Origin of the sequence: Streptomyces asoensis (genome assembly GCF_016860545.1) — a bacterium.
Lineage (GTDB): Bacteria > Actinomycetota > Actinomycetes > Streptomycetales > Streptomycetaceae > Streptomyces > Streptomyces asoensis.
On sequence record NZ_BNEB01000005.1, the window covers coordinates 3010484 to 3026556 of the forward strand.

The 16073-nt window shown below is 70.6% G+C and carries 12 protein-coding genes; 7 read left to right on the plus strand and 5 right to left on the minus strand.

Annotation, left to right across the window (positions count from 1 at the left end):
- The first annotated feature begins 420 nt into the window (after positions 1 to 420).
- The 6 genes from Saso_RS35825 to Saso_RS35850 all read left to right on the plus strand — a co-directional run bounded on the left by Saso_RS35825 (position 421) and on the right by Saso_RS35850 (position 7586).
- Positions 421 to 1410, plus strand: a complete 990-nt coding sequence (locus tag Saso_RS35825) for an ABC transporter permease (RefSeq protein ID WP_189920097.1) — start codon at positions 421 to 423, stop codon at positions 1408 to 1410.
- A gap of 37 nt (positions 1411 to 1447) precedes the next feature.
- Positions 1448 to 3250, plus strand: coding sequence for an ABC transporter substrate-binding protein (locus Saso_RS35830; protein ID WP_455712494.1), 1803 nt, complete (start codon positions 1448 to 1450; stop codon positions 3248 to 3250).
- A gap of 101 nt (positions 3251 to 3351) precedes the next feature.
- Positions 3352 to 4332: an ABC transporter permease gene (locus Saso_RS35835; RefSeq protein WP_189920099.1), complete on the plus strand. Its 981-nt coding sequence runs from the start codon at positions 3352 to 3354 to the stop codon at positions 4330 to 4332.
- 48 nt (positions 4333 to 4380) lie between these two features.
- The gene (locus tag Saso_RS35840) at positions 4381 to 5418 is read left to right on the plus strand and encodes an ABC transporter ATP-binding protein (RefSeq protein ID WP_189920101.1); all 1038 of its coding nucleotides are present in this window, start codon (positions 4381 to 4383) and stop codon (positions 5416 to 5418) included.
- A gap of 26 nt (positions 5419 to 5444) precedes the next feature.
- Entirely contained in the window at positions 5445 to 6506 is a 1062-nt protein-coding gene (locus Saso_RS35845; RefSeq protein ID WP_189920103.1) for an ABC transporter ATP-binding protein, read from the plus strand.
- 276 nt (positions 6507 to 6782) lie between these two features.
- Positions 6783 to 7586, plus strand: coding sequence for an AfsR/SARP family transcriptional regulator (locus tag Saso_RS35850; protein ID WP_189920105.1), 804 nt, complete (start codon positions 6783 to 6785; stop codon positions 7584 to 7586).
- A 27-nt stretch (positions 7587 to 7613) separates the two neighbouring features.
- On the opposite strand, the gene Saso_RS35855 is transcribed toward Saso_RS35850, so the two are convergent.
- Both Saso_RS35855 and Saso_RS35860 read right to left on the minus strand, forming a co-directional pair.
- On the minus strand, positions 7614 to 10967 hold the full coding sequence (locus Saso_RS35855) for an AfsR/SARP family transcriptional regulator (RefSeq protein WP_189920107.1): 3354 nt from the start codon (positions 10965 to 10967) through the stop codon (positions 7614 to 7616).
- 295 nt (positions 10968 to 11262) lie between these two features.
- Positions 11263 to 11769 carry a DinB family protein gene (locus tag Saso_RS35860; RefSeq protein WP_189920109.1) on the minus strand — a complete coding sequence of 169 codons (507 nt, stop codon included), beginning with the start codon at positions 11767 to 11769 and terminating at the stop codon, positions 11263 to 11265.
- A 98-nt stretch (positions 11770 to 11867) separates the two neighbouring features.
- Between Saso_RS35860 and Saso_RS35865 the strand changes: the two genes are divergently transcribed.
- Positions 11868 to 12608 (plus strand): class I SAM-dependent methyltransferase, encoded by a 741-nt coding sequence (locus Saso_RS35865; protein ID WP_189920111.1) that lies wholly within the window; start codon positions 11868 to 11870, stop codon positions 12606 to 12608.
- Between the two features lie 149 nt (positions 12609 to 12757).
- On the opposite strand, the gene Saso_RS35870 is transcribed toward Saso_RS35865, so the two are convergent.
- From Saso_RS35870 to Saso_RS35880, 3 genes are all read right to left on the minus strand, one after another.
- The gene (locus Saso_RS35870; protein WP_189920113.1) at positions 12758 to 13885 is read right to left on the minus strand and encodes an ABC transporter ATP-binding protein; all 1128 of its coding nucleotides are present in this window, start codon (positions 13883 to 13885) and stop codon (positions 12758 to 12760) included.
- Positions 13886 to 13954: 69 nt separating this feature from the next.
- Complete coding sequence (locus Saso_RS35875) at positions 13955 to 15016, minus strand: ABC transporter ATP-binding protein (protein WP_189920115.1); 1062 nt, start codon at positions 15014 to 15016, stop codon at positions 13955 to 13957.
- A 35-nt stretch (positions 15017 to 15051) separates the two neighbouring features.
- Positions 15052 to 16032: an ABC transporter permease gene (locus Saso_RS35880; RefSeq protein WP_189920118.1), complete on the minus strand. Its 981-nt coding sequence runs from the start codon at positions 16030 to 16032 to the stop codon at positions 15052 to 15054.
- Positions 16033 to 16073 lie beyond the last annotated feature (41 nt).

The window sequence follows — 16073 nt, forward strand, 5'->3', positions numbered from 1 at the left end:
CAGCTTCCTGTGGAGGGGTCGAAAAGGATCTTCTGCGCAGGTCACAATGGATCTTCCGGCCGGTGTGCAACGAATCACCGGCATCCGTTGCCGAACCGTTGGATCAAGACCCCGAGATGTACGCATTCCGACACCCTGGCGTCCGAATATCGAACTCCTTGCCCGTTTCGCGCATTTGGCCCGAATTCGGACACGGAACGATTACGGCGCGCTACACGCGTAGCTACGGTTCGATCAAGCGGAGGCAAAGAAGGTAAAGAGAAGACCAAGGCGGACCAGAATTTATTGACCTTGAATGAATTACGTTGAAAAAGTCCGGCGTAGCCCGTAGGGAGAGCCCTGCGGAGTCATCAGACCCTCCCTTGGGCCAGGAGCATCGCCATGACCCCCCCAACTCCATCAGCGGCTGCCCCGCTTGAGGTGACCGACGACAGCGTCCTGAAGCCGGCCACTTCGGACGTCGCGAAGGCCAGCCAGGGCCGGTCGCCCGGCAGACTGGCCTGGAAGCGCTTCAAGCGCGACCGCACCGGCGTAATATCCGCGTATGTCGTGATCTTCTTCTTCGTGACCGCGCTCGCTGCTCCGCTGATAGCCAAGCTGTACGGCAAGGACCCCTACACCACGTACGCGAGCCAGCGTCCGGAACTGCTCAACCCCTTCGCCTACCCGGCCGGGCCCAACGGCGGCATGAGCTCCGAGTTCTGGTTCGGCATCGAGCCCCAGCTCGGCCGTGACGTCTTCACCTTCCTGCTCTACGCGATCCGCAACTCCCTGGGCATCGCGCTCGCCGCCACCATCCTCACCGTGGTCCTCGGCGTGGTCATCGGCACCACCGCGGGCTACCTCGGCGGCAAGACGGACTATCTCGTGGGCCGGGTCATCGACATCCTGCTGTCGTTCCCCTCCACGCTCTTCTTCATCGCCTTCATGCCGGTCGTCTTCGGCCTCTTCGTCGCTCCCGACGAGGAGATCCCGACCTGGCTGCGGGCCACGGCTCTGATCATCGTCCTCTCCGCCTTCGGCTGGGCGTCCATCGCCCGACTGCTGCGCGGCCAGGTACTGGGCCTGCGGGAACGGGAGTTCGTCGAAGCGGCGAAGGTCACGGGTGCGTCACCGGGGCGTATCGTCTTCAAGGAGCTGCTGCCCAACCTGTGGACGCCGATCATCATCCAGAGCACGCTGATGCTCCCGGCGTACGTCACCGCCGAGGCCGGTCTCGCCTTCCTCGGGGTCGGCATGATCGACCCGACCCCGGACTGGGGCGTCATGATCGCGCGGGGTGCAAGCTTCTACACCGAGGACCTCACCTTCATGCTCTTCCCGGGCCTGTCCATGGTGATCTTCGTCCTCGCCTTCAACCTGCTCGGCGACTCGGTGCGTGACGCACTCGACCCCAAGTCCAAGCGCTAGCTCCGGCCCTTTCGAGGACCACGGCAAGGACGCCGGGGTGCCGGATCTCTCTCATCACTCCCACTTCAAGGCAGGCAGCATGTCCTTCTCGCGCAGAAACTTCCTCATCGCCACCGGCGTCGCCGCGGCGTCGACGTCGGTGCTGAGCGCCTGCAGCAGCGGCAGCGAGGGGGGCTCCTCGCAGGACAAGGCCCCCAAGGTCGCCGGGTCGAAGACCGTCGAGATCCCGGTCGGCACCAAGGCCGACTCCACCGGCCCGGCCGCCGAGGTCCCCGGCGCGGTCAAGGGCGGGACGATCTACTCGCTCCAGCAGTTCGACATGGACCACATGGACCCGGCGCAGATCTACGTCTCGACCGAGGCCGCCATCACCGTCCCGATCATGCGTGGTCTGACCGGCTACAAGCTGGACGCCAAGGGCAACGCCACCCTGGTCGGCGACGCCGCGACCGACGCCGGCACCATGAAGGACGGCGGCAAGACCTGGTCCTTCACGCTGAAGGACGGTCTGAAGTGGGAGGACGGCGCCGAGGTCTCCGCCGACGACCTCCGCCACACCTTCGAGCGCCTCTTCGCCACCTTCGTCACCGAGGGCCCGCGCTACGTCCAGGACTTCCTGGTCGGCGGCGACAAGTACAAGGGTCCCTACGAGGGCAAGAAGCTCGACTCCATCGAGGTCGACGGCAAGACCATCACCTTCCGCCTCAAGGAAGCCCGCGCCGACTTCAACTTCACGCTCGCGATGCGCGCGTACTCCCTGGTGCCCAAGAAGCACGACACCAAGGAGAAGTACGACAAGCAGCCGATCTCCTGCGGCCCCTACAAGGTCGAGAGCCGCAACATCGGCAAGTCGATGACCTTCGTGCGCAACGAGCACTGGGACCCGAAGACGGACCCGATCCGCAACGCCTACCCGGACAAGTACCTGTTCCAGATGGGCTACGAGCTGGTCGCCTCCACCGACCGCTGGATCGCGGACAAGGGCACCGACCAGTACGCGGTGCCGATCTTCAACGAGGTCGCGCCCGAGCGCATCGCCCAGGTCCTCACCAACGCCGACCTCAAGAAGCGCGTCCTCACCGCGGTCGACACGGTCACCTACTACTGGCCGATCAACATGACCCGGATCAAGGACCTCAAGGTCCGCCAGGCCATCAACTACGCCTGGCCGCACCAGCAGCTCCAGACCATCGGCGGCGGCGCCTACAGCCAGGAGATCGCCACCACGATCTTCGCCCCGGTGACCCCCGGCTACACCAAGTTCGACCTGTACGGCGTCGACAAGAAGCCGGGTGGCGACCCCGAGAAGGCCAAGGCCCTGCTGAAGGAGGCCGGCAAGGTCGGCCAGAAGCTGGTCATCGCCTACCAGCAGTCGGACACCGCGGTGAAGACCGCCGTCGCCATCAAGAACGCGCTGGAGGCGGCCGGCTTCACGGTCGTCAACAAGCAGGTCGACAAGTCGACCTTCTACACCCAGATCGGCAAGATCGACAACGACTTCGACCTGTTCGCGGCCGGCTGGAGCCCGGACTGGCCGAACGGCTACTCGCAGTTCTACCCCTGCTGGAGCGGCAAGAACATCGGCGACGGCCGCAGCAACTACGCCCAGCTGAACGACCCGAGCGTCAACAAGGCCATCGACGCGGCGTCCCAGATCTCGGACGTGGCCGAGGCCAACAAGGCCTGGGGCAACATCGACAAGATGATCATGGAGCTGGCCGCGGTCGTTCCGGACTACCACAAGATCCGTAACTACCTGTACGGCTCCAAGGTCGGCAACGTCCTGTGGGACAACGCCAACACCTGCGTCGCACTCTGCAAGCTCTACGCCAAGAAGTAAGCGCACGCCCCCCGGGGGTGGCCGTCACCACGGCCACCCCCTGCGGTCCACCCCCCTCTCCTTACCGCGGCGACGGCGCCCCGTCCGGAAAGTCACGCCTCATGTTCCGCTTCCTCGTCCGCCGGGTCACCGGCGCGCTGGTCATCCTCCTGATCATCAGCGCCATCACCTTCTGGCTCTTCTACGCCGTCCCGCGTGACCCCGCCATGATGTCCTGCGGCAAGAACTGCACGCCGGAGAACCTGGCGCAGATCCGGAAGAACCTGGGCATCGACCACTCCATCCCGGTGCAGTACTGGTACTGGCTGAAGGGCGTCTTCGCCGGTCGCGACTACGCCGGTTACGGGTACTGCGACGCGCCCTGCTTCGGCTACTCCTTCGCCAACAACGTGCCGGTCTTCGACACGATCATGGACCGTCTGCCGACGACCCTCTCGCTCGCCTTCGGCGCGGCCGCCGTCTTCCTGGTCCTCGGTGTCGGCGCGGGCATGCTCGCCGCCCTCAAGCAGGGCAAGCTCCTGGACAAGGCCGCCAGCTCGGCGTCGCTGCTCGGCTCCTCGCTCCAGATCTACTTCGTCGGCTACATCGCGATGTACTACTTCGTCGCCCAGCTGGGCTGGCTCGACCAGCCGTCCTGGACCCCGCTGAGCGACGACCCGGTCGCCTGGTTCTCCGGGCTCCTGCTGCCCTGGCTGGTCCTGGCGATCATCTTCACCGCCAACTACACCCGTATGACCCGCTCGCAGCTCGTGGAGCAGCTGAGCGAGGACTACGTCCGCACCGCCCGCGCCAAGGGTCTGTCCCAGTCGAACGTGTTCTTCCGGTTCGCCTGGCGGGGTGCGATGGGTCCCATCGTCACGGTGTTCGGCATCGACCTCGGCACGCTGATCGGCGGTGCCATCATCACCGAGCAGACGTTCAGCCTCCCCGGCATCGGCCGGCTCGCGGTGAAGTCCGTGGACCAGAGCGACCTGCCCATGCTGCTGGGTGTGACCATCCTGGCCGCGGGCGCGATCGTGTTCTTCAACATCATCGTCGATGCCGTCTACGCTCTCATCGACCCGCGGATCCGGCTCGCCTGACCTCCGCCAAGCCCCCTACCTCTCGCATCACCCCCCAGGAGCGTCCCCGTGACGAGCACCGATCAGCAGCCCTTCCTCTCCGTCAGGGACCTGAAAGTCCATTTCTCCACCGAGGACGGCATCGTCAAGGCCGTCGACGGGCTCTCCTTCGACCTGCTGAAGGGCAAGACGCTCGGCATCGTGGGCGAGTCGGGCTCCGGCAAGTCGGTCACCAACCTGGCCATCCTGGGTCTGCACGACCGCGCCCGCACGGCGATCGAGGGCGAGATCCTGCTGGACGACAAGGAGTTGCTGACCGCCACCGAGAGGGAGCTCGAGCGGCTGCGCGGCAACAAGATGTCGATGATCTTCCAGGACGCGCTGGCGTCGCTGTCGCCGTACCACACGATCGGCAAGCAGATCGGTGAGACGTACCGCAAGCACACCGGCGCCTCCAAGTCCCAGGCCCGCGCCCGGGCCATCGAGATGCTCAAGCGGGTCGGGATCCCGCAGCCGGAGATGCGGGTGGACGACTACCCGCACCAGTTCTCCGGCGGTATGCGCCAGCGCGCGATGATCGCCATGGCGCTGGTCTGCGACCCCGAACTGCTCATCGCCGACGAGCCGACCACGGCCCTGGACGTGACCGTGCAGGCCCAGATCATGGACCTGCTCAAGGACCTCCAGCAGGAGTTCGGCACCGCGATCATCTTCATCACGCACGACCTGGGCGTCATCGCCGACATCGCCGACGACGTGCTGGTCATGTACGGCGGCCGGTGTGTGGAGCGGGGGACGAAGAAGGAGGTGCTGCGCAGTCCGCAGCACCCCTACACCCTCGGTCTGCTGAGCTCGATGCCGAGCCTCGACCACCCCGTCGATGTTCCGCTCAACCCGATCCCCGGCTCGCCGCCCTCGCTGCTGAACCCGCCGACGGGCTGCCGCTTCCACCCCCGGTGCACCTTCGCCGAGAAGGTCGAGGGGGGACTGTGCTCCAGGGAGCAGCCGCTGCTGGAGATCACGAACGGGCGGGGTTCCGCCTGCCACCTGACCTCCGACCAGCGCGCCGAGTACTTCGCCGAGCTCGCCGGCAGCGCGACGAACTGACGTACAAAAGACGGGACTTCATCACCATGAGCAGCACCACCCCCCTCCTGGACGTCAGCGGTCTGACCAAGCACTTCCCGATCAAGGGCGGCTTCCCGATCCGGCGTACGGTCGGCGCCGTGCAGGCTGTCGACGGGCTGGACTTCCAGGTCGCCGAGGGCGAGAGCCTGGGCCTGGTCGGCGAGTCCGGCTGCGGCAAGTCGACGACCGGCCGGCTGATCACCCGGCTGCTGGAGCCGACGGGCGGCCGGATCGCCTACCGCGGCGAGGACATCACGCACGCGGGCCGCAGGCAGCTGGCGCCGATCCGGTCCGAGATCCAGATGATCTTCCAGGACCCGTACGCCTCGCTGAACCCGCGCCAGACGGTCGGCCGGATCATCTCCGGTCCGATGGAGATCAACGACATCCACCCGGCCGGCGGCCGGGAGAAGCGGGTGCGCGAGCTCCTGGAGACCGTGGGTCTCAACCCGGAGCACTACAACCGCTTCCCGCACGAGTTCTCCGGCGGCCAGCGCCAGCGCATCGGTGTCGCCCGGGCGCTGGCCCTCGAGCCCAAGCTGATCGTGGCCGACGAGCCGGTCTCCGCGCTCGACGTGTCGATCCAGGCGCAGGTCGTCAACCTGCTCCAGAAGGTCCAGCGGGACCTCGGCATCGCGTTCGTCTTCATCGCCCACGACCTGGCCGTCGTCCGGCACTTCTCGCAGCGGGTCGCGGTCATGTACCTCGGCCGCATCGTCGAGATCGCCGACCGCGACGACCTCTACGGCAACCCGCGCCACCCGTACACCCGGGCGCTGCTGTCCGCCGTGCCCGAGGCCACCGTGCAGGACGACGACGCCGAGGTCCGTGAGCGCATCCGCCTCGTCGGTGACGTGCCCTCGCCCATCAACCCGCCGTCCGGCTGCCGCTTCCGCACCCGCTGCTGGAAGGCGACGGAGAAGTGCGCCTCGGAGGCGCCCCCGCTGGTGCAGGTCGAGGGCAACAAGCCCGGTCACCTGACGGCGTGCCACTACCCCGAGACCGCGGACGTCGTGGCCGACGTGCCGGCGCAGCGTCTCGCCAAGGACCCCGAGGCGGCGGCCTGACACACCCCTTTTCGTCAGCCGCCCCCTTTCGGAGCGGACTTTCCCGGCCCATTGACCCGAGCCCATGAACGTCCGGTCCAGGGGAAGAAGGCCCGCGCTCACCCAGCGCGGGCCTTCACTCGCTCCCGCCCCCTCCCCCCTCTCTCCGCGCCCGCACGCCCGCGCCACCGCACCGTTCACGCAGCCGGCGGCAGCCACCCCGTGCAGCATCCATGCACGAGCCGAACACCGCGCCTGCACAGTGGTCCTCGACCGAACGGACGCAACGGGGGGCACATGGAGATTCAGCTGCTGGGATGCGTCGAGGCACGCGCCCGCTCCGGCGGCGACAAGCTGCCGCTTCCGCACGGCACCAAACTGCTGCTGGCGGCGCTGGCCTGGACCCCCGGCGCGTTCGTGGCCGACGAGACGCTGATCGAGCGGGTCTGGCAGGAACGCCGGCCGCAGCATCCGCGGGAGGCCCTGTACATCCAGGCCACCCGGCTGCGCAAGGCGCTGCGGGCCGACGGTCAGTGCGCCGAGGGGTTCGAGCTGATCCGCAAGCGGGGCGGGTACGTCCTGGCGATCGACGAGCACGGCGTCGACACCGCGCGGTTCCGGGCCCTCGTCCGGCGGGCGCAGCAGGAGGCCCGCGCCGGTGAGAGCGACGCGGCCGTCGGCCTCTACGCACAGGCCCTGGAGCTGTGGCGGGGCGAACCCCTGTCCGACGTGCGCACGCCGTGGGCGGAGTCGACCCGGGTGACGCTGCGGCGCGAGCACCGGGAGGCGCTGATCGCCAGCACCGAGCTGTACCTGCGGGCGGGACGCCACGAGGAGTGCCTGCCGCAGCTGCACTGGCTGGCGGAGATGCACCCCTTCGACGAGAAGGTCACGGGCCTGCTGATGCTCGCCCTGCACCGCGGGGGACGGCAGGCCGACGCGCTGCACTGCTACCAGGTGCTGCGGCTGCGGATGGTCGACCTGCTGGGCTGCGAACCGGGCCCGGAGCTGCGGTCCCTGCACGAGCGGATCCTCGCCCGCGACCCGAGGCTGCGGCCGCGGCCCGCCGGCGCGTACGCAGCGTCGGCCGCGTCCGCCTGAGCGGCGCCGCCGGGGGGGGCGGCCGCTTCAGGCGTCGAAGTGCTCGGTCAGATACAGGGTCAGGCGGGATTCCGCGTCCGGAGGGAGCTCACGATGACGATGGCGGGGCGGCGGGCGGTGCCCGTCGGACGACGGACGCGGGTCCAGCGCCGCGTACAGGGCGGCCGCCGCCGCGCCGGCCTCGTGCGCGGCCGCGCTGTCGCCGCCGGCCTCGTGGAGCTGGGCCAGGGCCTGTGCGGCACGGGCGTGCAGCAGCCGCTGCCCGGATTCCCCGGCCAGTTCGGCGGCCCGGCCCGCCGCGGCGCGGGCCCGGGCGAGCGGGTCGTCACCGGCGCCGCGGGGCCCGGAGCCGGGGTCCATGAGGGTCAGCGCCGTGGTGAGGTGGATGCGGGGCAGCGCGAGGGGGGTGCCGTCGGCCGCGAGGCGCTCGGCGCGCTCCAGGTGGTCGAGGGCCTCGGCCGGGCGGCCCTGGGCGCGGGCCAGGTCGGCGCGGGTGAGCAGGACCTCGACGAGGCCCGCGCGGTGGCCGGTGCGCTCGGCGATCTCGAAGGCGTCGTCCAGGTGCCCCGCCGTCTCCTCGGCGCGGTCCGCGCGCAGCTTCACCGCCGCGAGCCCCACCAGGCTGTCGACCTGGCAGTTGCGGTTCTCCACCCTGCGGGAGACGGCCAGGGCGTCCTCGTAGGCGAGGAGCGCGCGCTCGTCGCGGCCCGCGTCGGCGTGCACCCGGCCCAGCGCCTCCAGGGCGACGGCCTCCGTGTAGGCGGACCCGGAGTCACGGGAGACCAGGAAGCAGGTGCGCAGCGCGGCCGTCGCCTCCTCGTACCGGGCCTGCCGCTGGCGGACCAGGGCGAGGTTGACGAGGGCCATCGCGCGGTTGTGGTGGACCGTGTCCCCGATCAGGTCGAGCGCCGCGAGGGCGGCCTTCTCGGCCTCGTCCAGGCGTCCCAGGGCGAGGTTCAGGGACGCCGTGTTGATCAGCATGATCTCGACGTTCTTGACGTTGTCCAGGGTGCGGTAGAGCGCGAGGGCGCGGTCGTAGCAGGGCAGCGCCCGGCGCAGTTCGCCCAGCAGCTTGAGGGTGACGCCCTTGCCCTGGAGGCTGCCGGCCTCGCCGTACGCCCAGCCCGCGCTGCGCGCCAGTTCCTCCGCCTCCTCGTACTCGGCCAGGGCTCCCCGCAGGTCCCCGTTGCGCCAGCGGGCGCTGCCCAGGGACAGGCACATGGACGCCTGGCCGACCTGGTCGCCGTCGCGCGCGGCGACCTCCCGGGCGAGACCGGCGAGCCGCATCCAGTCGGAGAGGGGACGCCGGTGGTGGAAGAGGTCCTGGAGCGCGTCCACCAGCCACCACACATAGCGCGCCGGGCCGTGTTCGGCGGCGTGCCCGATCGCGGCCGCGAGGTCGTCCCACTCGTCGTCGAGCCAGGCGTAGGCCTCCTCGGCGTCGGCGAACTTCCGCGGCAGGGAGCCCTCGACGGCGGGCGGCCGGTTGCGCATGACGTACAGGCCGGCCGTGGCCGCCGCGTCGACCACGCTCTGGAGGTAGTGGTCGAGGACCCGGGTGACGGCGCGGGCCCGCTCCTCGGGCGTGTCCTCGGCGGCCGTGCGGTCCCGGGCGTACTCGTGCACGAGGTCGTGCCAGGCCGGACGGCCGTGCTCGACGTCACGCAGCAGGTGGACCCGCTGGGCCAGCCGCAGCAGGTCGGCCAGGCGGTGTTCGTCGGTGCCGGCCGCGGCGGCGGCCGCGGGGACCGACCTGCCGGTGCCCGGCAGGACGCCCAGCGAACGGAACGCGTGCCGGGCGTCGTCGGGCAGCGCCCCGTACGACAGGTCGAGCGCGGCCCGCACCGCGACGGACTCCTCGCCCTCGACGTGCAGCCGGGCCAGCCGGCCGCGGTCCGCGAGGTCCCGGACGTACGCGCGGATACTGCCTGGCCGGTCGCCGATCCAGGACCCCGCGACGCACAGCGCGAGCGGCAGGCGGTCGCAGAGCTCGACCAGCCGGGCCGCGGCCTCCGGGTCGGCGGCCACCGCCTCCGCGCCGACCGCCCCGCTGATCAGCTCCAGTGCCGCGGCGCCGTCGAGGACGTCGCAGGACACCCGGTAGGCGCCGTCCAGGGTGACCAGGCCGCTGAGTCTGTCGCGGCTCGTCACCAATGTCAGCGAGCCCGCTGAGGCGGGCAGCAACCGCCGTACGTACGAGGCGTCGGCCACGTCGTCGAGGACGACCAGCACCCTGCGGTCCGCGAGCAGCGTCCGGTACAGCGCGGTCTGTGCCCCGGCGCCCAGCGGGATGTCGCGCGGGGCGCAGCCCAGTCCCTGGAGGAGCAGCGGCAGCGCCTCCTCGGGGGTCATCGGCTCGGCGTTGTCGAAGCCGCGCATGTCGAGGAAGAGCTGGCCGTCGGGGAAGCGGTCGGCGACCCGGTGGGCCCAGTTCAGTGCCAGGGCGCTCTTGCCGACGCCCGCCGGTCCGACGATCAGGGCGAGTGGTTCGGCGGTGCGCAGACAGGAGTCGAGGCGGACGAGTTCCCGCTCGCGTCCCACGAAACGGCGTGGGGTGTGCGGGAGCTGACGCGGCACGGGACGCCCGGGCGCGGACGGGGGCGCGGGGCGCGCGGGAGGGGCGGCCCCCGAGCCGCCGCCCCGCAGCAGCCGCTGGTGCAGGTCCCTGAGGTCGGAGGAGGGCTCCATGGCGAGTTCGTCCACCATGCGCCGGCGCAGCGCGGTGTACAGCTCCAGGGCCTCGGCGCTGCGGCCGTCGCGGTGCAGGGCGCGCATCAGCAGGCCGTGCGGGCGCTCGCGCAGCGGATGGGCGGCGGTCAGCCGCAGGAGTTCGGCGATGGCCTCCCGGTGGCGGCCGGTCTCGATCCCCGCCTCGGCAACGCCCTCCCGGGCCACCAGGTGCAGTTCGCCGAGGCGTTGCCGCTCGGCCTCGCGCACCGCGGCCTCCGGCAGGTCGGACAGCGGCTCGTCCCGCCACAGCGCGAGGGCCTGCCCGCCGCAGCGCCGGGCGGTCCGCCAGTCACCGCGGCCCGCGGCCCGCGAGGCCTCCCGGATGAGGTTCTCGAACGCCAGCAGGTCGAGTTCGTCCGGGCCCGCGTGCATGACGTAGCCGGGCCGCCGGGTGGTCAGCAGCTCCGTCCCCGCCGGGCCGAGCGCCCGCCGCACCTCGGCGACGAGGGCGCGCACCCGTGCCGCGCCGGCGCCGGGCGGCCGGTCGTCCCACAGGCACTGGATCAGCCGGTCGACGGAGACGACGTGGTTGGCGTGGAGCAGCAGTACGGCGCACAGCGCCCGTTGCCGGCCGGTGAGGACGACCGCCTGTCCGTCGACCTCGACGTCCAGGGGTCCGAGCAGGCGGAACCGGGGCCGTGGGGTGAGCATTCACAGAACGTAGTCCAGGGGCGAACGGCCGGGCAACGCGGAGCTGCGCGAAGGCGAACGCCCCGGCGCCCGGACGTCGTGATCCGGCCAACTCCGCGACCGCGCGCGAGCGCCGGCGCCGGCGCCCCCGGCCCTGCCCGGCACCGGCTCCGGGCCGGGCACCGCGGCCCGCCTCGCGGGTGCGGAGCGGGGCGGGCGCCGCGTGTCCCCCGTCGTCGGCCCGCCCCGCACCCGCAGTCTCTCCGGGCCGTCTTTCCGGATTCTTTCACCGGTCTTTCACCGCGCGGCGGCGCCGTCAGACGCCGGTGCGGCCGTCGATCAGTTCGCGCAGGATGTCGAGGTGGCCGTTGTGCCGGGCCGTCTCCTCGATCAGGTGCAGAAGGATCCAGCGCAGGTCGACATGACGGCCGTCGCCCGCCGCCCGCTGCGCCCGGGCGCCGAGGTCGTGGCCGGCGACCAGTTCACGGTGGCGCACCGCCTCCGCGGCGTACTCGTCGAGCACCTGCGCGAGCGGGAGGTCGACGGCGATGCGCATTTCGCGGTCGGGGTCCTCGTCGGTCCACGGCCCCTCGTCCTCCTCGCCGAGGAACACGACCCGGAACCAGTAGTACTCGACCCAGCGCAGGTGGTTCACCAGGCCGCTCATGGTCATCAGCGGCGAAGCGGGCAGGGGCGCCTTGCGGGCGTCCTCGTCGGAGAGGTCCTCGCACTTGGCGCGGGCGGTGTCCCGGGCGTAGTCGAGGAAGGTGGTGAGCTGGGTGCGTTCGTCCCAGGCGGAGGGCATGTCGTCGATTCTCGTCATCGCGGACGAGGATGTCCGGCCGCCGGACGCCTGTCGAGGGGATTACGGATGTTGTGGATCTTGTCCTGTGCCGCTGCGGGGTGTGTCAGACTGCCGCGGTGGTCGATCATTCGTTCGCGGATCTGACACTCGCCGCGCTGTACGACAGCATCAATCCGTGGGGGCCGGACGACGACTTCTACCTGGACCTGGTGGCATCCGCCGGCTCCGTCCTCGACGTCGGCTGCGGCACCGGCCGCCTCCTCGCCCGGGCCCGTGCGGACGGCCATCCGGGGCGGCTCACCGGTCTCGACCCGGCGGCCGCGATGCTCGTCCAGGCCCGGCACCGGGCGCCCGGCGTGGAGTGGCTGCTGGGAGATCTGCACGCCCGGCTGTGGCAGGGCGAGTTCGATCTCGTCGTGATGACGGGACACGCCTTCCAGGTGCTGCTGGGCGACGACGAACTGCGCGCCGCGCTGCGGGCCGTGCGGTCGGCGCTGGGCGACGGCGGACGGTTCGTGTTCGAGACCCGCAACCCGGCCGCGCGGCCCTGGCAGGAGTGGACTCCGGACCGGGTCCGCGAGGTCGACGACGCCGAGGGCCGGGCCGTACGGATCTGGCACGAGGTCGAGGACCGCCCCCGCGGCGACCGGGTCACGTTCACCGAGACCTTCGACTGCGCCGACTGGCCCCATCGTCACACCAGCCGCGCCACCCTCCGCTTCCTGACTCCGGCCCACCTGACGGCCTTCCTGACGGAGGCGGGACTCCGCGTCGACCGCCAGTACGGAAACTGGGACCGCACCCCCCTGGCCCCCACCAGCCCGGAAATCATCACAGTGGCCACCCCCGCCTTCTAGGGGCGCAAGAGACCGTGCCCCCCTTCAGGGGCGCGGGGAACTGCGCGATCAGCCCCCACCCACCCGCACCCCCGAACCCGGGCGTGCCCACCCCACCCAGGGGCGCGAGGAACCGCGCACCGAACCTCAACACAAACCCGCACACCCCCCTAACCGGCGGAGCCCCCCTCCTCCAGCGCCGCCAACGCAGGATCCAGCACGATGTCCTCCTCACGCGCCTCGATCGTCGGCTCCTCCGGAAAATGGCAGGCCGTCAGATGGCCCGCGTGATTCCCGGAGATCCGCACCAACGGCGGCTCCTCGGCCGCGCACCTGTCCTGCGCCTTCCAGCACCGGGTCCGGAACCGGCAGCCGGACGGCGGGGCGATCGGCGACGGGACGTCACCGGCGAGCCGGATCCGCTCCCGGGCGGCCGTCTCCCCGTCGCCCACGTTCACCTCGGGCACCGCGGAGAGCAGCGCGTGGGTGTACGGGTGCCGGGGCCGGGTGTAGATGGAGTCACGGTCGCCCACCTCGATGATCTTCCCGAGGTACATGACCGCGACCCGCTGCGAGAAGTGCCGGACGACGGCCAGGTCGTGGGCGATGAACAGGAAGGCGATGCCGAGTTCCTGCCGCACCTGCTGGAGCAGGTTGACCACCTGCGCCTGGATCGACACGTCCAGCGCGGACACCGGCTCGTCGGCCACGATCAGCTTGGGCTCCAGCGCCAGCGCCCGCGCCACACCGATCCGTTGCCGCTGGCCGCCGGAGAACTCGTGCGGGAAGCGGTTGTAGTGCTCCGGGTTGAGACCCACGATCTCCAGCAGCTCGCGCACCCGCTTCTCCCGGCCGCCCTCGGGCTCGATGCCGTTGACCTCCATCGGACCGGAGATGATCCGGCCGACGGTCTGCCGGGGATTCAGGGAGGAGTACGGGTCCTGGAAGATCATCTGGATCTCGGAGCGGATCGGCGCCAGCTGCCTGCGCGAGGCGTGCGAGATGTCCTGCCCCCGGTAGGTGATCGTCCCGGCGGTGGGTTCCAGCAGCCGGGTGATGAGCCGGCCGGTGGTGGACTTGCCGCACCCCGACTCCCCCACCAGACCGAAGCTCTCGCCGGCCCGCACGCTCAGGTCGATGCCGTCCACGGCCTGGACCTGGCCGACCGTACGCCGGATCGGGAAGCCGCCCTTGACGGGGAAGTGCTTGGTGAGCCCCGCCACCACGAGGAGCGGATCCCCCTCGGCGTCGGCCCCCGCCCCGCGCGGTGCGGGAAGGACGGATTCTTCGTTCTTCACGTGCTCCTCCTGGCCTGCCACGTGCTCCTCCTGGCCTTCGTCACGTCGGTTTCTCCTCCTGGCCCGCCCCTACCCCAGCCGGGGCCTGATCTCCTCCAGGAAGACGGTCCGCTTCTGCTCCGCCGTGAGATGGCAGGCGGAGGCGCGGTCCGGGGCCGTCCGGGGGCGTTCGGTGACGCAGCGGTCGCCGGCGACCCGCTCCCGGAAGGCGCACCGGGGGTGGAACCGGCAGCCGGACGGCGGGCTCAGCAGCGAGGGCGGGGTTCCGGGGATGGGGGCGAGCGGGGTGCCCAGGTCGGAGTCGAGCCGGGGCATCGAGTTCAGCAGGCCCCAGGTGTACGGATGGCTCGGTGAGCGCAGCACCTGCTCCGTCGTCCCGCGCTCGACCGCGCCGCCCGCGTACATCACCATGATGTCGTCGGCCATGTCGGCGATGACCCCGAGGTCGTGCGTGATGAAGATGATCCCGGTGCCGAACTCCCGCTGGAGGTCCTTGAGCAGGTCGAGGATCTGTGCCTGGACGGTCACGTCCAGCGCGGTGGTCGGCTCGTCGGCGATCAGCAGGTCGGGGTCGCAGACCAGCGCCATCGCGATCATCGCCCGCTGGCGCATGCCGCCGGAGAACTGGTGGGGGTAGTCCTTGGCCCGTTCCCGGGGGTTGGGGATGCCGACCTTGCCGAGCATCTCCACCGTGCGCTCCCAGGCGGCCTTCCGCGAGGCGCCGCGGTGCTTCATGTACGGCTCGGCGATCTGCCGGCCGACGGTGTAGTACGGGGAGAGCGCGGTCAGCGGGTCCTGGAAGATCATCGCGACCTTGTTGCCGCGCAGCTTCTCCAGTTCCGCTTCCCGGGCCGTGGTCAGTTCCTGGCCCTCCAGCAGGATCTCGCCCTCGACGGTGGTGAACATCGGGTTGTGCAGGCCGAGGACGGTGAGGTTGGTGACGGACTTCCCGGACCCCGACTCGCCGACGATGCCGAGGGTGCGGCCGCGTTCGAGGTCGAAGGAGAGCCCGTCGACGGCCCGGACGACGCCGTCCTCCGTGCTGAAGCTGACGTGCAGGTCCCGCACCGAGAGGAACGCGCCCGCGCCGGCCGGGACGGGCGCCCCGGCCTCCTTGGTCACAGTGGTCACGACAAAAGCTCCTGGGGACAGGTCCGGGTCACGGCCTAGGACAGCCGTACGCGCGGGTCGATGAAGGCGTAGCAGGCGTCGACGACGATGTTGCACAGCAGGATCACCGCGGCCGCGAAGAGCATCACGCCCAGCAGCAGCGGCAGATCGCTGAACTGCACGGACTCCACGGCGAGATGCCCGAGTCCGGGCAGTCCGAAGGTGTACTCGGTGATGATCGCGCCGCCGAGCAGCGAGGAGAGGTCGATGCCCAGGATGGTGACGATCGGGATCAGGGAGCCGCGCCAGGCGTAGCGGAAGAAGACGTAGCGCCGGCTCATCCCCTTGGCGCGCGCGGTGCGGATGTGTTCCTCCTGGAGCTGTTCGATCATCGACGAGCGCGCCATACGGGTGTACTGCGCGGCGAAGATCGTCGACAGCACGACCCAGGGGATCATCAGCCCGGAGAACCAGGCGACGGGGTCGGCGGTGAGTTCGGTGTAGCGGGGCTCGTCGAAGAGGTGGGTCTGGTACACCAGCACGGCGAGGGCGAGCGGTCCGAGGAAGTAGATCTGCATCGAGCTGAGCACCATGGAGCCCGCGGTGAAGGACTTGTCGACGAGGGTGCCGCGCCGCCACGCGGCCAGCATGCCGGTGCCGAGTCCGACGAAGAGGAAGACGACGGTGGCGCCGAGCGCGAGGGAGACGGTGAGCGGCAGCCGGTCCATCAGGGTCGACCACACCTGCTCGTTGGTGTGGTACGAGTAGCCGAAACAGGGGGCCGGGCAGGGTCCCTGGGCGAAGTCGTCCCGGCCCGCGACCAGCCCGTGCAGGAAGATCCAGAACTGTTCGGGGACCGACTTGTCGATGCCGAGGGTGCGGTGGATGTTCGCCAGCGCGTCGGGTGTGCACGTCTTGCCGCACATCAGCAGCGCCGGGTCCCGGGGCATGCCGAAGAAGAGCAGGAAGGCGACGACGGTCAGCAGCACCAGGATGACCAGCGAGCCGAGGGTCCGGCGGAGGAGGAAGCGCAGCATCTCAATGGCAGCTTTCGGGCTCGTGGGGCCGGCCCGTCGGA

Excerpts from the sequence above, each read along its gene's own strand:
- Saso_RS35835 (WP_189920099.1), top strand. The coding sequence starts at position 3,352 with ATGTTCCGCTTCCTCGTCCGCCGGGTCACCGGCGCGCTGGTCATCCTC.
- Saso_RS35845 (WP_189920103.1), top strand. The coding sequence starts at position 5,445 with ATGAGCAGCACCACCCCCCTCCTGGACGTCAGCGGTCTGACCAAGCAC.
- Saso_RS35850 (WP_189920105.1), top strand. The coding sequence starts at position 6,783 with ATGGAGATTCAGCTGCTGGGATGCGTCGAGGCACGCGCCCGCTCCGGC.
- Saso_RS35855 (WP_189920107.1), bottom strand. The coding sequence starts at position 10,967 with ATGCTCACCCCACGGCCCCGGTTCCGCCTGCTCGGACCCCTGGACGTC.
- Saso_RS35860 (WP_189920109.1), bottom strand. The coding sequence starts at position 11,769 with ATGACGAGAATCGACGACATGCCCTCCGCCTGGGACGAACGCACCCAG.
- Saso_RS35880 (WP_189920118.1), bottom strand. The coding sequence starts at position 16,032 with ATGCTGCGCTTCCTCCTCCGCCGGACCCTCGGCTCGCTGGTCATCCTG.